14 protein-coding genes are annotated in these 20,689 nt (G+C 65.7%); 7 read left to right on the forward strand and 7 right to left on the reverse strand.

Features of this window, described 5'->3' with window-relative positions; translation table 11 throughout:
• Positions 1–31: 31 nt before the first annotated feature.
• A complete protein-coding gene (locus RBB39_RS12850) occupies positions 32–2,719 on the reverse strand; it encodes a heavy metal translocating P-type ATPase (protein WP_045991320.1) in 2,688 nt (895 codons plus the stop codon).
• On the reverse strand, positions 2,716–3,165 hold the full coding sequence (locus RBB39_RS12855) for a MerR family transcriptional regulator (protein ID WP_045991319.1): 450 nt from the start codon (positions 3,163–3,165) through the stop codon (positions 2,716–2,718). Before RBB39_RS12855 ends, RBB39_RS12850 begins: the two co-directional genes overlap by 4 nt.
• A gap of 394 nt (positions 3,166–3,559) precedes the next feature.
• On the opposite strand from RBB39_RS12855, the gene RBB39_RS12860 reads away from it, so the two are divergent.
• From RBB39_RS12860 to RBB39_RS12870, 3 genes are all read left to right on the forward strand, one after another.
• Positions 3,560–4,870: an OmpP1/FadL family transporter gene (locus RBB39_RS12860; protein WP_052704222.1), complete on the forward strand. Its 1,311-nt coding sequence runs from the start codon at positions 3,560–3,562 to the stop codon at positions 4,868–4,870.
• Positions 4,871–5,234: 364 nt separating this feature from the next.
• Positions 5,235–7,169, forward strand: coding sequence for a TonB-dependent receptor domain-containing protein (locus RBB39_RS12865; RefSeq protein ID WP_045991318.1), 1,935 nt, complete (start codon positions 5,235–5,237; stop codon positions 7,167–7,169).
• A 47-nt stretch (positions 7,170–7,216) separates the two neighbouring features.
• Complete coding sequence (locus tag RBB39_RS12870) at positions 7,217–8,263, forward strand: MBL fold metallo-hydrolase (RefSeq protein WP_052704221.1); 1,047 nt, start codon at positions 7,217–7,219, stop codon at positions 8,261–8,263.
• Positions 8,264–8,367: 104 nt separating this feature from the next.
• Here RBB39_RS12870 and RBB39_RS12875 read toward each other — a convergent pair whose 3' ends face one another.
• From RBB39_RS12875 to RBB39_RS12895, 5 genes are all read right to left on the reverse strand, one after another.
• Complete coding sequence (locus RBB39_RS12875; protein ID WP_045991317.1) at positions 8,368–10,002, reverse strand: ABC transporter ATP-binding protein; 1,635 nt, start codon at positions 10,000–10,002, stop codon at positions 8,368–8,370.
• 20 nt (positions 10,003–10,022) lie between these two features.
• Entirely contained in the window at positions 10,023–10,907 is an 885-nt protein-coding gene (locus RBB39_RS12880; protein WP_045991316.1) for an ABC transporter permease, read from the reverse strand.
• Positions 10,908–10,916: 9 nt separating this feature from the next.
• Entirely contained in the window at positions 10,917–11,843 is a 927-nt protein-coding gene (oppB, locus tag RBB39_RS12885; RefSeq protein WP_045991315.1) for an oligopeptide ABC transporter permease OppB, read from the reverse strand.
• Positions 11,844–11,918: 75 nt separating this feature from the next.
• Complete coding sequence (locus tag RBB39_RS12890) at positions 11,919–13,532, reverse strand: ABC transporter substrate-binding protein (protein WP_239452499.1); 1,614 nt, start codon at positions 13,530–13,532, stop codon at positions 11,919–11,921.
• Between the two features lie 141 nt (positions 13,533–13,673).
• The gene (locus tag RBB39_RS12895; RefSeq protein WP_045991314.1) at positions 13,674–15,305 is read right to left on the reverse strand and encodes a peptide ABC transporter substrate-binding protein; all 1,632 of its coding nucleotides are present in this window, start codon (positions 15,303–15,305) and stop codon (positions 13,674–13,676) included.
• 386 nt (positions 15,306–15,691) lie between these two features.
• On the opposite strand from RBB39_RS12895, the gene prfB reads away from it, so the two are divergent.
• The 4 genes from prfB to RBB39_RS12915 all read left to right on the forward strand — a co-directional run bounded on the left by prfB (position 15,692) and on the right by RBB39_RS12915 (position 20,646).
• Positions 15,692–16,790 (forward strand): peptide chain release factor 2 gene (gene prfB / locus RBB39_RS12900; RefSeq protein WP_197037043.1). Its coding sequence is split into 2 segments (ribosomal slippage): positions 15,692–15,766 and positions 15,768–16,790, totalling 1,098 coding nucleotides; the frame shifts between segments, so codons are not numbered across the junction.
• 150 nt (positions 16,791–16,940) lie between these two features.
• The gene (gene lysS / locus RBB39_RS12905; RefSeq protein ID WP_045991312.1) at positions 16,941–18,470 is read left to right on the forward strand and encodes a lysine--tRNA ligase; all 1,530 of its coding nucleotides are present in this window, start codon (positions 16,941–16,943) and stop codon (positions 18,468–18,470) included.
• A gap of 159 nt (positions 18,471–18,629) precedes the next feature.
• A complete protein-coding gene (locus tag RBB39_RS12910) occupies positions 18,630–19,016 on the forward strand; it encodes a hypothetical protein (protein ID WP_045991311.1) in 387 nt (128 codons plus the stop codon).
• A 163-nt stretch (positions 19,017–19,179) separates the two neighbouring features.
• Positions 19,180–20,646: an MFS transporter gene (locus tag RBB39_RS12915; protein WP_045991310.1), complete on the forward strand. Its 1,467-nt coding sequence runs from the start codon at positions 19,180–19,182 to the stop codon at positions 20,644–20,646.
• Positions 20,647–20,689: the final 43 nt, after the last annotated feature.

A 20,689-nucleotide genomic window follows, 5' to 3' on the forward strand; every position in this document is an offset into this window, starting at 1 on the left:
AATCCCAGTCCCGTCAGGGTCACCACGATGCTCATGACAGCACCTCCTGCGATGGCGGGGTGGCGGGGCGTGGCGCTCGCGCGTTCTGGGGGCGCAGGCGCTTGAGTCGCAGCCGGTTGGCGTTGGCCACCACGGTGATCGACGAGGCCGACATGGCGGCGCCAGCGATCATCGGTGACAGCAGGGTGCCGGTGAGCGGGTAGAAAAGGCCGGCCGCGATGGGGATGCACAGGGCGTTGTAGCCCAGTGCGCCCCACAGATTCTGGCGGATATTGGCCAGGGTCGCCTGGCTGATCTCGATGGCGGCGGCGACGCCGTGAAGCGATGAGCGCATCAGCGTCACCCCGGCGCTTTCGATGGCCACGTCGGTGCCCTGGCCGATGGCGAAGCCGACGTCGGCCCGGGCCAGGGCGGGGGCGTCGTTGATGCCGTCGCCCACCATGCCGACGACTTCGCCCTCGGCCTGAAGGCGCTCGATCTCGGCGTGCTTGTCCTCCGGCGACAGCTCGGCGTGGACCTCATCGATGCCGACCTCTTCCCCGATCGCACGGGCGGTGGCGCTGTTGTCACCGGTCAGCATCACCACCTTGAGGCCATCGGCCCGCAGTCGCGCCACCGCGTCGAGGCTGTCCTCGCGCAACGGATCCTCGATGGCGAAGCCCGCCGTCAGGACGCCGTCCAGCGACAGATAGACCAGGGTGCGGGCCTGGGCCTGCCAGTCGTCGAGCTCATGGTCAGCGAGTGTGACGCCTTCCTCCTGCATCATCGCCGCATTGCCGATGGCCAGGCGTCGTCCCTCGGCGTCCCGGGCACGCACGCCGCGTCCGGTCAGGCTTTCGAAGGCCTCGATGGTGCTGTTGGCGAAAGAAGAGGCACTAGCGGTGCTGCCGCCAGATTCGTCGCTGGGGTTGGTGTCGGCGGCGGCATGGTCATGGCCATGGTCGTGTGCATAGCGGCCCAGGGCCTCGGCCAGGGGGTGTTCGGAACGGGCCTCGATGGCCGCGACCAGACCCAGCAGCCGGGTGCGGTCGTCGCTGGCTTCGCCAGCGAACCAGCGGCAGTCGGTGACCCTGGGGCGACCTTCGGTCAGGGTGCCGGTCTTGTCCACCACCAGGGTGGTCAGTCGACTGGCGGTCTGGAGCGCTTCGCCGGAGCGTATCAGCACGCCGTGCTCGGCGGCCTTGCCCACACCGATCATGGTCGACAACGGGGTGGCCAGGCCCAGTGCGCAGGGGCAGGCGATGATCAGTACCGTGGTGGCGGTGACCAGCATATGGATGACCCGCGGCTCGGGGCCGAAGTGGTACCAGGCCAGGGCGGTGAGCACGGCGATGATCATCACGCTGGGCACGAACACCGCCGAGACGCGATCGGCCAGGTTGCCGATGGGTGGCTTGGAGCCCTGGGCGTTGGCCACCTGTTCGGTGATGCGCCCCAGTCGAGTATCGGCACCGACGCGGGTCGCGCGGAACACCAACGACCCCCGGCCGTTGACCGTGCCGGCGCTGACCTCGTCGCCCGGGCCTCGGGCCAACGGCGCGGGCTCACCCGAGAGCATCGATTCGTCGATATGGCTGTCGCCTTCGACCACCTCACCATCCACGGGCAGGCGCTCGCCGGGCCGCACCCGGATCAGATCGCCCTGGCGAACCTCGTCGATGGGCAGGTCCAGCTCGCCCTCTTCACGCACCACTCGGGCGCTCTGGCTCTGCAGGTCGAGCAGGCGATGCAGGGCGTCCGAGGTCCTGCCCTGGGCACGCAGTTCCAGCGCCTTGCCCAGCAACACCAGGCCGATGATCATGCTCGAGGCCTCGAAGTAGAGCCCTCGGGCGGCCTGTGGCAACCAAGGGGCAGCCACCACCACCGCCATGGAGTAGAGCCAGGCGGTGCCGGTGCCCAGTGCGATCAGGGTATCCATGTTGGCCTGGTGGTGACGCAGCGCTTTCCAGGCGCCGACGAAGAAGGCGCGTCCCGGGAACGCCAGCACGGCCAGCGTCGCCAGGCCCACCAGCCCCCAGCCAAGGCGGGCAAGACCCGTCGGCTCAGGGTGATGGATCAGCATCATCACCATCAGCGGAACCGCCAGCGCCAGCGAGGCCAGGCTGCCCTTGAGCTTGCGCCGGTATTCGCGCTGGTTGCGTTCGGCACGCTGGCGTTCGGCCTGGCGCAGGTCGACGATGGGTTCGGCGCCGTAGCCCACGGATTCCACCGCTTGAACCAGCGCCTCGGCGTCAACGTCGCCGTGGATCCGCGCGGTATGGGAGGCGAAGTTGACCTCGGCGCGCTCGACCCCTGAGGTGGCGGCCAGCGCCTTTTGCACACTGGCCACGCAGCCGGCGCAGGTCATGCCCTGGATCGCCAGACGCTGCGAAGGCGCTGAGGGCGCTTCTTGCAGCGACGCTGAGGTCTCTCTATGCGGCGACGCTGAGGACGCTTCCTGAGGCGATGGCGCCTCGGCGGGCGCTAGCGGCGTGGTCGTGCTGTCGCTGGCTATCTGCTCATCGGTGGCACTCGCCTCGGTGGGGTAGCCGGCTTGCGACAGCAGGGCGGCTAATTCGTCGGCGCCGAGGCATGAGGCAACCGACAGCGTGCCGCTCCCGGGGTCGCCTTCGACCTGGGCTTCGGCGTCGTGCTCCTGGATGGCCCGGCGCATGCGCCCGACGCAGCCCTGGCAGGACATTCCGGTCACCTGAAATTGGTGCTCCTCGAGGCGATTCATGACGACTCCCGCTGTCTGGCCGTGGCGGATTGTGGTACGGACGCCGTCGGCACGCTTTCGATCAGACGGCACAGGCTGTGTCCGTCCGGCACGCCGTCGGGCAGGTGTTGCCAGCTCTGCATGGCGTCTTCCATGCGCGCTGCCAGGGCCTCGAGCTCGGCGATGCGCCTGCGGATCTGCGGCAGCCGTTCGGCCAGCAGGTCGCGCACCATGGGGCAGGGCGAATCCCCCTGATCGGCATGGGACAGGATGTCGCGAATCTCGGCCAGGCTGAATCCCAGGGTTCGGGCGCGCTGGATAAAGTCCAGACGCTCGCGATCGCGGTCGCCATAGAGGTGATAGCCGTTGTCGGGGTCTCGATCGGGCGCCAGCAGGCCCTCGCGGGTGTAGTGGCGCACCGTCTCGGCGGTCACGCCGGTGATTCTTGCCAGTTCACTGACCTTCATGTGCACTCCTCGGCGCCCATCGGCGCTGCGCATGGGAGAACGATGGGGATAGTGTAAAACCTGTGTGTTGCACAAAGGTCAAGGGCGCCTGAAGTATGCAGGAAGCGTTTTGTTTAGCTTGTCTAAGTCTTTGAAATGACTGAACTGGCAAATGTTCTTTGACCAAAGTATGAGTAATTTGGCCATTAAAACGAACGTTTGGCCTTGAACTCTTTGGCGCCTTCGCAAACACTGCGAGCAGGCCCGTCGACAGGGCCAAGCAATTCAGGTCAAACAAATTACAAAGAGTGCTCGAAAGGAACTGCGCCCGGACAAGTGTGCGGACGCAACTGCACAATAACCACTACGCCACAACAAGTACGCCGACACGCTTGCTGATAATAAGGACGCCGACATGATGCACAACAACTTCAAGCCTTTGACCCTGGCGGTTGCCGTGGCCACCGCTGCTCTTTCTGGCCAGGCGATGGCCGGCGCCTTTCAGCTCAACGAGCAGGGCGTAAGCGGCCAGGGCACCTCCAACGCGGGCCGTGCCTCCACCGTGACCGACGCCACCATCGTGTTCGGCAACCCGGCCGGCATGTCGTTTCTCGATCGTGCCCAGGTCACCGCCGGTACCGCCTTCCTGACCGTGGACACCGACATCAAGAATGCCGACGGCAGCGCCACGGGCTCCAACGAAGGCGATATGGTGCCGGACACCTTTATTCCCTTCGGTTTCTACGTCCAGCCGATCAACGACAACCTGCACTTTGGCCTCGGTGTCTACGCGCCCTTCGGTCTGATCACCGACTACGAAGGTCAGTTCCAGGGCCGTTTCTTCGGCGATCGCAGCAAGGTCGAGGTGGTCACCGTTCAGCCGACCATCTCGGTGAAGTTCAGCGAGCAGTTCTCGGCCGGCTTTGGCCTGACCTACAACCAGATCGACGGTGAGCTGACCGCCAATACCCCGGGAGGCCCCACAGGGTTTGTCGGCCCTGGCGGGTTTACTCAAGTTGGGACTGCGGGGGAAGGTGATGTAGATATTGAAGGGGACGATAACGCCTGGGGCTTTACCTTCGGCGCCATGTACAAGCCCTGGGAGCACACCACCTTCGGCTTCGCCTACCACTCCGAGGTGGAGTACGACCTCGAAGGCAAGGCACGCTTTAACAATGTAATTGGTACTCAGCCCGGACCTGGAGGAGTAACACTTGTCGGGCCGGGTAACCGCCAAACTGACGCCGATCTTTCGATCACCCTGCCCGAGGTATGGGACTTCTCGGTCACCCACGAGCTCAATGATCGCTGGACGGTGATGGCCGGCGCCGCCATGACCAACTGGAGCGAGTTCGATGAGCTGCGTGTCGAGAACGATGTTCGCGAGATCGTCGAGGCCCAGAACTATGAGGACAGCTGGCAGTACTCCATCGGTACCGCCTATCAGCTCAACCCCCAGTGGGTGCTGCGTACTGGCCTCGCCTACGACGAGACCCCGATCAAGGACGAGTACCGCAGCGTGCGTGTGCCGTCTGATGATCGCATCATCTTCTCGCTGGGTGCCGGCTGGACCCCGACCCCGGATCTGACCGTGGACGTGGCCTACTCCTATATCCACGAATCCGACGCCGAGCTGTCCCAGGAAGAGGAAAATCGCGGCACCTACGAGGCGGACTTCGAAAACACCGCCCAGGCCTTCGGTGCCCAGCTGACCTATCGCTTCTGACCTATCGCTTCTGACCGGCCACCACCTCGGTCCAGGCGACCGATATTGGCTTCCGCTAGAACATAGTCAGACCCTGCGCAGCGCCCCCTCCCAGGAGGGGGCGCTGTCGTTCGTGGAAGCCAGCCATGCCAAGAGAAGATATCAGCGTTGCAAGTGGAGGCCTTTCTGGAAGGGCAGGGGGTAACAACAGCGATGCTTCACCGTCAGGGTGATAGCACGCGAATCGGCGAAGTCCACTATTGTCGAACATCCCGTTGCATCGGTTTGCCGGTTTTCTGATCGCTAAACGCTGTCTGGACGTATCCCGGTTGGTTAACATTGCGAATCAATCGTATTTGGTCAATACAACAACCTGGTGCTCCGGATGTCCCTTCGCTTGATGATTCGCTGGTCTGTTCTGCCCCTGGGGGCGGCTTCCCTGTCTGTTCAGGCGCAACAGGATCTCGCCCTGGACAATATCGTCGTTACCGCTGCGGGCTATGAGCAGACGCAGACCGAGGCACCGGCTTCGATCAGCGTGGTGACCCGGGAATCGCTTGAAAAACGTGCCTACCGGGACATCACCGATGCGCTACAGGATGTGCCCGGCGTCGTGGTGACCGGCGGTGGAGATGGCGAAGACGTCAGCCTGCGTGGCATGCCGGCGCAGTACACCCTGTGGCTGGTAGACGGTCGCCGGCAGACTTCGCGGGAATCCCAGCCGAGCGGCGGGGGCGGCTTCCAGAAGGACTGGCTGCCACCGTTGAGCGCCATCGAGCGTATCGAGGTCATCCGCGGCCCCATGTCGACCCTGTACGGGTCCGATGCCATCGGTGGAGTCATCAACATCATCACCCGCAAGGTCGCGGAGGATTGGGTCACCCAACTGCGTACCGATGCGACGATTCAGGAAGACAGTGACTCCGGCAACGAATTCAACAATCAGCTGTATGTGTCCGGTCCGCTGGCCGACGACGTCCTCGGGTTGCAGCTGACCGGTCAGTACCAGCATCGCCAGGAGGACAAGATCGAGCGCGGCTATGCCAAGCGCGAGTTTTCCAACCTGGCCGCGCGGCTGTCGCTGGAGGCCACGCCCGATCACTCACTTTCGCTTGATGTCAGCCGACGGGAGCAGGATCGCACCAGTCGTGCCGGATTCTCGCTGCCCGAGCGTTCGAGCGACGCCGAGACCGAAAATCGACACAAGACCGTTGCGCTGTCCCACCAGGGCAACTGGGGGCTGCTGACCTCGGATTCCTACGTGCAGCTGGAGGAAACCGACAACGTCGGTCGCGATATCGAGATTCGCAATACGGTGGCGGATTCACGCTGGGTACTGCCGCTGGGCGACCACTTCGTGACCTTCGGGGGCACCTGGGAGGACGAGAAACTCGAGGACACCACCACCAACGCCCTGGCAGGCACCGACGAGATCACCGTCTACCAGTACGCGCTTTTTCTCGAAGACGAATGGTATCTGACCGATAGCTTCTCGTTGACCGCCGGGCTGCGCATGGACGATCACGAGTTCTTCGGTGAGCACTACAGCCCGCGACTCTACGGTGTCTGGAGCCTGCTGCCCGACTGGACCCTGAAGGGCGGTATGTCCACCGGGTTCCGCGCGCCCAACCTGCGCGAGCTGTCCGGCGACTGGGTCCAGGAGAGCCGGGGCGGCGATATCTACGGCAACCCTGATCTGGACGCGGAAGAGTCCCGTAGCTACGAGATGGGGCTGGTGCATGATGGCGCCAACGGCCTTCAGGCCAGCCTGACGATGTTCTACAACGACTTCGATGACAAGATCTCCACCATCGCCTGTGGCGATCGCGACTGCGGTGATGCGGCGGCCGGCGACCCGGACGCCCGTACCAACGTCAATATCGATGACGCCATCACCAAGGGCATCGAGGCTGGTGTCCAGATGCCGATCGGCGAACGCTGGCAGGCCCAGGCCTCCTACACCTACACCGATTCCGAACAGAAGAGCGGTGACAACGAGGGTCAGCCGCTGACCCAGGTGCCTCGCCACCTGTTCAATACCACCGTCAACTGGCAGGCCACCGAGGCCCTCGCTCCCTGGCTGCGCTTTACCTTCCGCGGCGAGGAAAGCCAGCCGGTGAATCTCTCAAGCAACAGCAGCACCTCCATCCGGGCCCCGTCCTACGCTACCTGGGACGCGGGGCTCAGCTGGCAGGCGACACGACAGATCCGTGTGCTTTCCGGCATCTACAATCTGACCGACAAGGACATCGAGTTCGATAACTTCGGTCATGTGGACGATGGACGGCGCTACTGGGTCGGGCTCGACCTGGAGTTCTAAAGCGCGCAGCGACCCACCTAAACGAACAGCAGCGAACAGGAAGGACCATGAAAGCGATGATCGCAGGGGCCGTGGTAAGCCTCACCCTGAGTCAGACCGCCCTGGCGGTGGATGAACCTCCCCAGCAGCTGCCCGAGCAGCTGGCCGAGCAGCTGGCTGAGCGGGGCCTGGCGGCCGGACAGGCCTTCCCCGGGCTGTCCAGCCTGTGTGACCTGTCGGCCAGGCTCAAGGTGGCGGGCCAGCGTCCGAAAGGCGAGGCGGCAGAGCGGGAGCGTCGTGAGTCCAGTCGCGATGACCGGCGCCAGCGCGGCCCGGCCGAGCCGATGCCGACCCAGGTATTCGACAATCTCTACTACGTCGGCACGCCCGGCGTCGCCAGCTGGGCGCTGACCACCAACGAGGGGATCATTCTGATCGATGCCCTCAACAACAACGAGGAAGCGCAGAAGTTTATCGAGCAGGGGCTGGTGGATCTGGGCCTGGATCCCGAGGACATCACCTATCTGGTGGTGACCCACGCCCACGGTGATCACTACGGTGGTCAGCAGTACCTGGTCGACAACTACGGAGCCCAAGTGGTCATGAGCGATGCGGACTGGACCGCCCTCGAACAGCCGGAGCTGGCCATCGACAATCCCCGCTGGGGCGAGCCTCCAGTGCGCGATATCACCATCGCCGACGGCGACACCCTGACTCTTGGCGATACCGCCCTCGAGGCCTACGTGACCCCCGGCCATACCCTCGGCACGCTGTCGCTGGTGATTCCGCTGAAGGATGGCGACAGTACCCATCGGGCGGTGCTGTGGGGCGGTACCGGTTTCAACTTCGGGCCGGACGAGGCCCGCTTGCGGGAGTACTCGGCCTCCGCCTCACGAATGAAGACGATCTCTGAACAGCAGGGCGTGGACGTCTTCCTGTCCAACCATCCCGCCCGCGACAACACCCTGGCGCGGATCGAGGCGTTGGAGCAGCGGCAAGCCGGCGATCCCCATCCCTTCGTCAGCGACCAGGCGCTGGGTGCCCTGGACCTCTTGATGAGCTGTTCGCTGGCCCAGGCCGAGCGTGTCTACGCAGGCGAACATCCGACAGAGTAGAGACGTTCATACGAGCCAAAGCAGCGGCCGCTGCCTTCGCACACCAGGCGCTGCTCAAGCAGCGCCTGTTACGTTACGTAGGTAGAGCCCGTAGATCGCTTGGCCTAGGCCACCTGATCGAGCATGGCGGCGGCCAGCAGCTTGCGGGTGTATTCGGTCTTCGGCGCGGCGAACAGCGCCTCGGCGCTGCCCTGTTCCACTACCTCTCCGTCCTTCATCACCAGCACGGTGTCGGCCAGTGCCCGCACCACCGCCAGGTCGTGGCTGATGAACAGGTAGGTCAGGCCGTGTTTCTGTTGCAGGTCACGCAGCAGGTCGATGACGGTGACCTGCACCGAGCGGTCCAACGCTGAGGTGGGTTCGTCGAGCAGCAGGAACTCCGGCTTGAGCACCAGCGCCCGGGCGATGGCGATCCGCTGGCGCTGGCCGCCGGAGAACTCGTGGGGGTAGCGATTGCGCATCGAAGGATCCAGCGACACCTCCTTGAGCGCCGCCATCACCTGGGCCTCGCGCTCGGCGCGGGACAGGTGCGGGGCGTGGACCTTGAGCCCTTCGCCGATGATGTCGCCAACGGTCAGCCGCGGCGACAGCGAGCCGTAGGGGTCCTGGAACACCACCTGCAGCTTCGAGCGGATCGGCCGCATGGCGGTCTTGTCCAGCACGTCGAGGCGGGTGTCGTGGAAGCGGATCTCGCCCTGGCTCTTGAGCAGCCTCAGCAGGGCGCGGCCCAGGGTCGACTTGCCGGAGCCCGATTCGCCGACGATGCCCACCGTCTGGCCGCGACGGATGCTGACGTCGATGCCACGCACCGCCTCGAAGTACTCGCTGGGACCGAACAGGCGCTTCTTGAGGGCGAAGCGTACGCGCATGTCCTTGGCCTCGAGCACCATGGGCTCGCTGTCGGCCACCGGCGCCTTGCGCCCGCGTGGCTCGGCGTCGATCAGCATGCGGGTGTACTCGTGGCGCGGGTTGGCGAAGACCTCCCGGGTCTCACCCTGCTCGACCAGCTCGCCGTGGCGCATCACGCAGACCCGGTCGGCGAAGTGCTTGACGATGGTCAGGTCGTGAGTAATGAACAGGATCGCCATGCCGTAGCGGCGTTGCAGGTCCTTGAGCAGCTCGAGGATCTGGGCCTGGACGGTGACGTCCAGCGCGGTGGTGGGCTCGTCGGCGATCAGCATCTCCGGCTCGCCGGCCAGGGCCATCGCGATCATCACCCGCTGGCGCTGGCCGCCGGACAGCTCGTGGGGGTAGCTCGACACCCGCCTTGCCGGTTCGGGGATGCCGACCTGCTCGAGCAGGTCGATGGCCTTGGCGGTGGCGGCGCGCCCCTTGAGGCTCTGGTGGCGGTCGAGCACCTCCTTGATCTGGTCGCCGATGCGGTGCAGCGGATTGAGCGAGGTCATCGGCTCCTGGAAGATCATGGCGATATTGCCACCGCGAATCCGGCGCATGCGCTTGGCGGTGGCACCCAGCAGTTCCTCGCCCTTGAAGCGGATGACGCCCTCGGCCCGGGCGAGCTCCGGCAGCAGGCGCATGGCGGCGGTGGAGGTCACCGACTTGCCGGAGCCGGATTCGCCCACCAGCGCCAGGGTCTCGCCGGGATTGATGGCAAAGCTGACGTCCCTGACCGCCTGGACGGTGCCGTGGGGCAGCTCGAAGCTGACGCTGAGCCCCTCGATCTCGAGCAGCGCCTCGCGGGCGGGACGACGGGGGTTCTTGGGTTGTGTGTCGGTCATGGTCGCGTCTCCGTCGTCGATCAGCGGGTCTTGGGGTCCAGGGCGTCTCTTAGGCCGTCGCCGAGGAAGTTCAGGCAGAACAGCGTCAGCGCCAGGAACACCGAGGGCACCAGCAGCATCCAGGGCGAGGTCTGCATCATGTCGGCACCCTCGGAGATCAGCACGCCCCAGCTGGTCAGCGGCTCCTGCACGCCGAGGCCGAGGAACGACAGGAAGCTCTCGAGCAGGATGACCTTGGGCACCGTCAGGGTGACGTAGACGATCACCGGGCCGATGGCGTTGGGGATCAGGTGGCGGGTGACGATCTTGCCGTCCTTGACGCCGAGGGCGTGGGCCGCCTCGACGAACTCCCGCTGCTTGAGCGCCAGGGTCTGGCCGCGCACGATACGCGCCATGTCGAGCCACTCCACCGCGCCGATGGCGGCGTAGATCAGGAAGATGTTGCGGCCGAACACCACCATCAGCAGGATCACCAGGAACATGAACGGCAGCGAGTACATGATGTCGACGAAGCGCATCATCAGGTTGTCGACGCGCCCGCCGACATAGCCGGACACGGCGCCGTAGAGCACCCCGATGATCAGGCTGACGAAGGTCGCCACCAGCGCCACCGACAGCGACACCTGGCCCCCATAGAGGGTGCGGGTCAGCAGGTCGCGGCCGTTGGCGTCGGTGCCGAGCCAGTGGCCGCCTTCCAGGGTCGGGCCCACGTCGAAGGCGTTCCAGTCGACGTCGGCCAGCCCCCAGGGGGTCAGCCAGGGACCGATAAAGCAGGCCAGGGTCATCAGGCCGAGCAGCCACAGGCTGGCCATGGCCGCGCGGTTCTGGCTCAGCCGGCGCCAGGCGTCGCGGCCGAGGCTGTCGCCGACGGGGGCGGCGGTCGGGGCGAGGGAATCGGTACTCATGGCGTCGCCTCAGTCGTCATAGCGGATTTGGGGATCAAGGGCCGAGTAGATCAGGTCCACGATCAGGTTCATCAACACGATCAGGGCGCCGTAGAACACCACCGTGCCCATCACCAGGGTGTAGTCGCGGTTGAGCGCGCCCTGGACGAAGTAGCGGCCGATGCCGGGGATGCCGAAGATCTGCTCGATCACCACGGAGCCGGTGATGATGCCGGCGATGGCCGGGCCCAGGTAGGAGGTCACCGGCAGCAGGGCGGGGCGCAGGGCGTGGCGCCAGACCACCTCGGCCTCGGTCAGTCCCTTGGCTCGGGCGGTGCGAATATAGTGGCTGCCCATCACCTCGATCATGCTGGCGCGCATCATCCGCGCGATGTAGGCGATCTGCTGGATCGATAGCGCGATCACCGGCAGGATCAGGTTGGGCAGGGCGCCGTCGTTCCAGCCCCCCGCCGGCAGCCAGCCGAGCAGCACCCCGAACACCAGCGCCAGCACCGGCGCCACCACGAAGTTGGGCACCGCGATGCCGGCCAGCGCCGTGCCCATCACCGTGTAGTCCACGGCGGTATTGCGCTTGAGTGCGGCGATGATGCCCAGCGGCAGGCCGATCGCCAGCGCCAGCAGGATCGCCAGGCCGCCGATCTGCAGGCTTACCGGGAAGCCCTGCATGATCAGCTCGGTGACGGTGAAGTCCTTGTACTTGAACGAGGGCCCGAAGTCGCCCTGGACCAGGTTGCCCAGGTAGCGGAAGTACTGCTGCCACAGCGGTTCGTCCAGGTGGTAGGCGGCCATCAGGTTGGCCTCGATCTCCGGCGGCAGGGCGCGCTCGCCGTCGAAGGGCCCGCCGGGGGCGATGCGCATCAGAAAGAAGGCGATGGTGATGACGATCAGCATCGTCGGTATGGCCTGGGCCAGGCGTTTCAAGGTGTAGCTCAGCATGGCGCCGTTCCTCGGTTGACATGGAGGGCGGGCCATCCCTGGCCGCGCCCGCGATGGGGTTGGAGCGGGTGATCGTCAGGGCGCGTCGGCGTCCACGGACACGTAGCGCAGCGGATGCACGTCGAGCGTCGTGGGCTGCCAGCCCTTGACGTCCGGCGAGACCAGGTTGACGACCACGTAGTCGTAGATCGGCAGCATCACGTCGGCTTCCAGCAGGCGCTGCTCGGCCTCGCTCATCAGCGCGGCGCGTCGGTCCGCGTCGAGCTCATGGGTGCTGGCCTCGACCAGGGCGTCGTACTCGGGGTCCGCGTAGCCGGTGCTGGCCGCCGCCGAGCCTCCCGCGGCGTAGGCGTTGAGGAAGTCGTAGGGGTCGTTGACCGTGGCCACGAAGCCGTAGCGGGCGATCTCGAAGTCGCCCTGGCGCAGGCCGGCGAAGTGCACCGCCGCCTCGCGGTTGACCAGCTCGATCTCCACCCCCAGCGGGCGCCACATGGCGGCGATGGCCACGGCGATCTTCTTGTGGTCTTCCAGGGTGTTGTAGGACAGCTCAAGTTCAAGCGGTCGATCCGGCCCGTAGCCGGCCTGATCCAGCAGCTCCCGGGCCCTGGCCCGGCGGCTGTCCATGTCCTGATCATGGAAGTCGAGGCTTGCCGAGGTAGGCGAGGCGATGGTGCGGGGCACAAACCAGTAGGACGGCGTCTGGCCCATGCCCAGCAGGCGCTCGGTGATCACCTCGCGGTCGAGCGCCAGGTTCAGCGCCTCGCGCACCCGCTCATCGCTGAGCGGCGTGCCTTCACGCAGGTTGAGCATATAGAAGTAGCTGCCGATCAGCGGCCCGACGCGCAGCGACTCGCCCAGGTTCTCCTGGGCCCACTCGAAGCGCGCGGAAGGCACCGCACCGTAGGCGATGTCGAGCTCGCCTGAGCGAAAACGGTTCATCAGCGCCGAGGTGTCCTCGATGGCGTGGAAGTCGACACCCTCCAGTGCCACCTCATCGACGGCGTAGTAGCGAGGGTTGCGCGCCACCTCGACCTTGTCCTGGGGCTTCCAGTCGGTGAGCACGAAGGGTCCACTGGCCACCAGGGTGCCTGGCCGGGTCCAGTCCTCGACGTCGCTGGTGAGCAGGTGGCGGGGCAGAGGTGCGGCCTCGGTCATTGCCATGGCCTGAAGAAAGTAGGCGGTGGGCTCGGACAGCCGGATTTCCAGGGTGTGGGAATCCAGAGCGGTGACGCCGAGGCTCTCGGGTTCGGCCGCGCCGGTGTTGATCGCCCGGGCGTTGATGATGGGGTAGTAGAGATTGGCGTTGTGGTTGGCGGTGGCCGGCGTCACCAGGCGTCGCAGGGCGAAGACGGCGTCGTCGGCGGTGATTGGCTCGCCGTCGGACCACTGCGCCTCGCGCAGCCGGAAGGTGATGACCCGACCGTCGTCGGACAGCTCCCAGGATTCGGCCAGGCCCGGCACCAGCGCGCCGTCGGGGCCGTAGTTGATCAGACGATCGAACAGTTGGCGGGTGATCCGGCTCTCCCAGTTGCCGTTGACCTTCTGCGGATCCAGGGTGCTGGGTTCGGCGCCGTTGCCGACCTGCAGGGTGGCGGCCTGGGCGTCGGCAGCGGGCAGACAGAGTCCGAGGCTTGTCGTTGCCATCAGGCCGGCAAGTGCCAGCGGACGAAAGGCGTCCATGGAGACCATAGTGAAGTCCTTGTGGGGTAGGCAGAGCATCGGTAGGGGACTCGCCTCCTGGTGGAGGCGAGTCCTTGAAGCGAGTCCTTGAAGATAGCCCAGCGCTGCTGTTTACAAGTCCCAGCGCTGCTATCTACAAACCCAGCGCTGCTACTCGTCGAAGGAGATCCAGCGAGACGGGTGATCGTCCTCGATATTGTCTTCCCAGCCGCTGATCTTCGGGTTCACCAGGTTGCGCGAGACGTAGTAGAGCATCGGGATCAGGGCGTCGTCGTCCATGGCCAGGGCCTCGGCGCTTTCCATGACGGCCTTGCGTTCATCCAGGTCCAGGGTGGCGGCGGCCTGGTCGTAGAGGGCGTCGAACTCCTCGTTGGCGTAGGCCCCGTAGTTGTTGCCGACGCCGGAACGCAGCAGCGCCAGAAAGTTCTCGGCGTCGTTGTAGTCGGCGATCCAGCCGGCCCGGGCCACATCGAAGTCTCCCTCGGCGATGGTCTGGTAGTGCACCGTGGCCTCGGCATTGACTAGCTCCACCTCGACACCCAGCGGGCGCCACATGGACGACACCGCCACCGCGATCTTCTTGTGCTCGTCGGTGGTGTTGTAGCGCAGGCGCAGTTCGAGCGGTGACTCCTGGCTGTAGCCGGCCTCTTCCAGCAATTGCTTGGCGCGGGCCATGCGGGCGTTCATGTCATCGGTGATGTCATTGCCGTCGGCGTCTTCGAAGCTGGTGTTCTGCACCTGGTAGTGATCGATGCCGTCAGGCACGAAGGACAGCGATTTCTGGAAGGTGCCGCCCATGATCTGCTGAGCGATGACGTCGCGGCGCACCGCCATGTTGAGCGCCTCGCGCACCCTGGGGTCGGCGGTGGGATGACCGTCGCGGTGGTTGAACACGTAGTAGTAGCTGCCGAGGTAGGTGGCCATGTGGGTGGCCTCGGGGATCTCTTCCTTCAACAGCGGGTACATGCTCGAGGAGTACTCGGTCATGATGTCCAGCTCGCCCGCGCGAAAGCGCGAGACGCCGGCGTTGCGATCCTCGATGGTGTGGTAGCGCACGCCGTCCAGCGCCACCTGGTCGGCCTCGTAGTACTCGGGATTCTTGACCACGGTGATGCGCGACTGGGAGATCCACTCGGTGGGGGTGAAGGCACCGTTGGTAACGATATTGTCGAGATCCACGTAGTCCCGGCCGTACTCCTCGAAGGTGTGCTGTGGCTGGGGGTAGCCGGTGTAGTGGGTCAGCAGCTGCAGGAAGTAGGGCGTCGGTTGAGTCAGCTGGACCACGAAGGTGCGGCCTTCGTCGCGGCTTTCCACGCCAAGCTCCTCCAGGGGCAGCTCGCCGGTGTTGACCTCCCTGGCGTTGACCACCGGATAGAGCATATAGGCGTACTTGGAGGCGTTGGCCGGGTCCAGCAGGTGGCGCCAGCCGAACACGAAGTCCTCGGCGGTGACAGGCTCGCCGTCGGACCAGCGGGCATCCTCGCGCAGGCTGAAGGTGTAGGTCTTGCCGTCCTCGGAGACCTCCCAGTCGGTGGCCATGCCGGGCAGGATCTCGCCGTCCGGGGCGTTCTTGACCAGGCCCTCGTAAACGTCCATCAGGATCTGGGACTCCCACACGCCGCCAGAGATCTGGGAGGTGTCGAAGGAGGCGAGTTCGCCGGTGACGCCAAGATCGAGGGTCTCGGCCATGGCCGGTGCGCTGATGGCGGCCGCCAGCGAGGACAGGGTCAGGCCGGAGGCCAGCGCCAGGCGGCGGGCCCAGCGAGCACGGTTCGCGATCATGTCAGTTCCTTGTTCGTGTTGGCATTGTTGTCGCGGGCCGGGCCGTTGGCAGCGCGGTTCGCTGCGACCACGGCCATTGTGGGAAGGCCGCACAAGGCGTGCGACACCGGCTAAGCCCGCTTAGTCGATATCGACCATCGCGCCGTGGCTCCGGTGCTGTCCAGACGAAAATTTTCATGACGTCTTGCGTTTCGTCGATAGCCCCGTGGGAGCCCTTGTGGCAAGGGGGCTCGATGGCAGGAGCAGGATGACGGGGTTAGACGTTTTGGCTACAATGCATCCCCTTTATCGCGGCCTGGCCGACGATCATCGCAACTGGCCCATCGCCACCGGCGCATCGCGAGCGCACGCCGGCACCCGGCGAGGGACGACAAAAGGCGAACTTCATGTTGGAAACCAACCCGATTCACAACCTCATCAAGGACCTGTCTGAGCGGACAGACGTCCTGAGGGGGTATCTTTGACTATGCCGAAAAGAAAGATCGGCTAGAGGAAGTCACCCGCGAGCTTGAGGACCCGGCGGTCTGGAACGACCCGGACTACGCCCAGAAGCTCGGCAAGGAACGTGCCTCGCTGGAACTGGTGGTCGCCACCATCGACGAGCTGGACCAGGGCCTCGGCGACAGCCGGGACCTGCTGGAGCTGGCCGAGATGGAAGACGATGAGGCCACCGTGGCCGAGGTCGAGAAGGAACTGGCCTCGATGCAGGCCAACCTCGAGAAGCTCGAGTTCCGGCGCATGTTCTCCGGCGAGATGGACGAGAACAGCGCCTATCTCGACATCCAGGCGGGCTCCGGCGGCACCGAGGCCCAGGACTGGGCCAACATGCTGCTGCGCATGTATCTGCGCTGGGCCGAGTCCCACGGTTTCAAGGCCGAGATCATCGAGCTGTCGGCCGGTGAAGTGGCCGGGATCAAGTCGGCCACGGTGCACGTCCAGGGCGAGTACGCCTTCGGCTGGCTGCGCACCGAGACCGGGGTGCATCGTCTGGTGCGCAAGAGTCCGTTCGACTCCGGCGGCCGCCGCCACACCTCCTTTGCCTCGGTGTTCCTGTCGCCGGAGATCGACGACAGCTTCGAGGTCGAGATCAATCCGGCGGATCTGCGCGTCGACACCTACCGCTCCAGCGGCGCCGGTGGTCAGCACGTCAACACCACCGACTCGGCGGTGCGGATCACCCACGAGCCGTCCGGCGTGGTGGTGTCGTGCCAGAGCCAGCGCAGCCAGCACGCCAACCGCGACTTCGCCATGAAGCAGTTGAAGGCGAAGCTGTGGGAGCTGGAAATGCAGAAGCGCAACGCCGCCAAGCAGGAGGCCGAGGACTCCAAGGCCGACATCGGCTGGGGCAGCCAGATCCGTTCCTATGTGCTGGACGACCAGCGCATCAAGGACCTGCGCACCGGCGTGCAGTCGAGCAACTGCGACAAGGTGCTCGACGGCGATCTTGACCAGTACATCGTCGCGAGCCTCAAGCAGGGGCTTTAAGCGACCGTCGCCAAGCCCACCGCGTCGCGACTTCGCCCCGGGAGCCAAGTGGCCTCGGGGCGTTTCGCCACCACCATTCATGGGTCCCGTGCCGGGGCCGTTCGGGGAACCGCCGTGGCGGCTTCCCTGCCGTGACAGAGACGAGTAGCCATGGCCAACCAGGATACGCCTTCCACCAATGACGCCGTTGCCGAAGAGAACCGCCTGATCGCGGAGCGCCGCGCCAAGCTGGCGGCTCGTCGCGAGCGCGCCGAGGCCGAGGGCGGCAGCGCCTTCCCCAACGACTTTCGCCGTGACAGCCTGGCCGCCGAGCTCGAGGCGGAACTTGGCGAGCATGACAAGGAAGCGCTGGAGTCGCTGGGCCGCGAGGCCGCGGTCGCCGGGCGCATCATGCGCAAGCGCGGCCCCTTTATCGTGATCCAGGACGTCAGCGGCCAGATCCAGCTCTACGTCGACAAGAAGGGGCTGGATCCTGCCCTGCTCGAGGACATCAAGGGCTGGGACATCGGCGACATCGTGGCCGGCCAGGGCCCGGTGCACAAGTCCGGCAAGGGCGACCTGTACGTGATGATGCGCGAGGCCAAGCTCCTGACCAAGAGCCTGCGCCCGCTGCCCGACAAGTTCCACGGCCTCACCGACATGGAAGCGCGTTACCGCCAGCGCTATGTCGACCTGATCATGAACCCGGACTCGCGCCGGGTGTTCGAGACCCGTGCCGGCATCATCAGCGCCATGCGCCGCTTCTTCGAGGATCGCGGCTTCATGGAGGTGGAAACGCCGATGCTGCAGCCGATCCCCGGCGGCGCCACGGCGCGTCCCTTCATCACCCACCACAATGCGCTGGACATCGACATGTACCTGCGTATCGCGCCAGAGCTTTACCTGAAGCGCCTGGTGGTGGGGGGCTTCGAGCGGGTCTTCGAGATCAACCGCAACTTCCGTAACGAAGGGCTCTCCACCCGCCACAACCCCGAGTTCACCATGGTCGAGTTCTACTGGGCCTACGTGGACTACCAGGCGCTGATGGATCTGACCGAGGCGATGCTGCGCGAGATCGCCCAGAAGGTGCTCGGCACCACCACCCTGAACTACCAGGGAGCGACCTACGACCTGGGCCAGCCGTTCGTGCGGATGACCCTGCGCGAGGCGATCCTGGCTCACGGCGAAGGCATCGAGGCCGCGGACATCGACGACCTCGACGCCGCCCGTGCCCTGGCCGAGCGCCTCGGCATCAAGGTCAAGGATGGTTGGGGACTCGGCAAGCTGCAGACCGAGATCTTCGAGGAGGTGGCCGAGGCGCGCCTGGACCAGCCGACCTTCATCACCGAGTATCCGGCCGAGGTCAGCCCGCTGGCGCGGCGCAACGACGCCAATCCCTTCGTCACCGACCGCTTCGAGTTCTTCGTCGGCGGCCGTGAGATCGCCAACGGCTTCTCCGAGCTCAATGACGCCGAGGACCAGGCCGAGCGCTTCCGCGCCCAGGCGGCCGAGAAGGACGCCGGTGACCTGGAGGCGATGTACTACGACGCCGACTACGTGCGCGCGCTCGAGGTAGGCCTGCCGCCCACCGCCGGCGAGGGCATCGGTATCGACCGCCTGGTGATGCTGTTCACCGACAGCCCCTCGATCCGCGACGTGCTGCTGTTCCCGGCGATGCGCCCGGAAGCCGGCGAGGCCTGAGCCGTTCGGCCTGGCCACCGAGGACAATGTCCCCAGTGGTCGGGTCGATGGATTGTCGGCGGGGTCGGGCCGATGGATTGTCGGCGGGGCCGGGCTTTTGCTGGCAAGCGAGGCCCTTAGCACCCATAATGGCTGCGATTCGACGTCGAGGAGACCGCGATGAAACTGCTCAACCGCTCCGCACTGAGCGTCAGACCCACCCAGCACTTTGTTGACTGGATCAATGCCCTGGAACCGACCATGGGCGATGACGACCTCACGCTCGCCGACGTCGACCGGGAAAGCACGGTCTACCTGATCCCGGAGATGGACACCCCCGAGGCGCTGGAAGCCTTCGTTCGCGAGCGCTATCTCGAGGTGCTCGAGAACGAACTGCGCGCCTGGGAAGAGGACGAACGGCAGTGGCCCGAGGCCCTGAACTGGGAGCTGTTCCAGCGCTTCTTGCAGGTCGAGCACAGCTATCTGGCGATCGATCTGGATGGCGAGGCTGCGCTTGAGATCTCCGAGGTGGACGACGAACTGCTGGCCGACCTCGAGCAGGACTGAAACAGCGCGGCCTGCCGCCGCTGATCAGTGTCTGCCGGATGTACCCCGCAGGTGTCGACGAGACCGGCCACGGCCGGTCTCGTTGCGTGCCGGCATGACCTCCTGTGCCTGACCACCCCGATGCAAGACAACACCCGCCTAGACAACACCAGGAATTGCCCCGATGAGTCGACTGTTCTCCACCCGTGACGGCGACGACGGCCTGCCCGGGCCGGAGCGACGGCTGGCGGTCATCGCCTTGGTGCTGGGGACCCTGATGGCGGTGGTGGACACCACCATGATCAATATCGCGCTGCCCTCCATGGCGCGGGATCTGGGCGTGTCCGATGCCCGCGCGGTGTGGATCACCAACCTGTTCCAGGTGGTCTGCGCGGCCATGCTGCTGGTGTTCGCCGCCGCCAGTGAGTTGCTCAGTCGGCGCAAGGTCTACGTGGCAGGGCTCACCCTGTTCGTAGTGGCGGCGCTGGGCAGCGCGCTGTCGCCCAACTTCGAGACCCTGCTGGTGTTTCGTGCCCTGCAGGGCGTCGGCGCCGCCGCCACCCTGTCGATCGGGCCGAGCCTCTATCGCTCGATCTTTCCCTCGCGCCTGCTCGGCAGCGCCCTGGGCCTGTCGTCGCTGGTGGTGGCGGGGGGCTACGCCGCCGGCCCGTCGATCGGTGGTCTGGTGCTGTCGGTGGCCAACTGGCCGTGGCTGTTCGCCCTGAACGTGCCGCTGGGCGCCGCCGCCGCGGTCATGGCCTGGCGAGCCCTGCCCAGGGAGGAACGCCGCGAGGGCAACTTCGACGCCTTCGGCGCCCTGGCCTCCATGGCCATGCTGGCGGGACTGTTCATGTGCATGGACGCCGTCGGTCATCGCGCGCCGCTGGCCGAGATCCTGGCCTGGCTGGCGGTGACGGTGGTGTCGGCGGTGGCCTTTATCCGTCGCCAGGGGCGGGCTCCCCATCCGCTGCTGCCGCTGGGGCTGTTTCGTGAACCGCGTTTCAGCCTGGCAGTGTCCGCCCAGGGCACCGCCTTCATCGGACAGGGGCTGACCTTCGTTGCGCTGTCGTTTCTCTACCAGCAGCAGATGGGCTACTCGGCGCTGCATACCGCCTGGTTGTTTACCCCCTGGCCGCTGACCATCATGGTGGTCGGGCCGCTGTCTGGTCGTCTGGCCGATCGCTTCAACCCGAGCGTGGTGGCAAGCGTCGGCCTGGTCATGCTGTTGCTTGGGCTGGTCAGCCTGGCGGCGCTGCCGCAGGACGCCAGCGCGATCGACAGCCTGTGGCGTACCGCCCTGTGTGGCGCAGGCTTCGGCCTGTTCCAGCCGCCCAACAACCGTGAACTGATGACCAGCGTACCCAAGGCCCGCAGCGCCAACGCCTCGGGGGTGATGAGTACCACCCGCACGGTGGGGCAGTCGCTGGGGGTGGCCCTGGTCGGGCTGTGCCTGGCCGCCGGCGCTGGCGTTCAGCAGGCGTTGTGGGTCGGCGCTGTCACCACCTTGCTGGCGCTGGTGATCAGCCTGGTGCGTATCCCCCGGGCCCATCGTGCGTATCGTGCGGCGCGGGAGCAGAAGAAGGCCGCGCGGGCCGGCTACTCCGAACGAGTGGGCGAGGACTCCCCGAACCGGGTCGCGGATCGGGCTTAGTCAGCGGCTGGGCGAGGGCGTACAATGGCACAGTATGTACAAA

It is taken from the genome of Halomonas sp. MMSF_3323 (genome assembly GCF_030733595.1).
In the GTDB taxonomy this organism is placed as follows: Bacteria; Pseudomonadota; Gammaproteobacteria; order Pseudomonadales; family Halomonadaceae; genus Halomonas; species Halomonas litopenaei.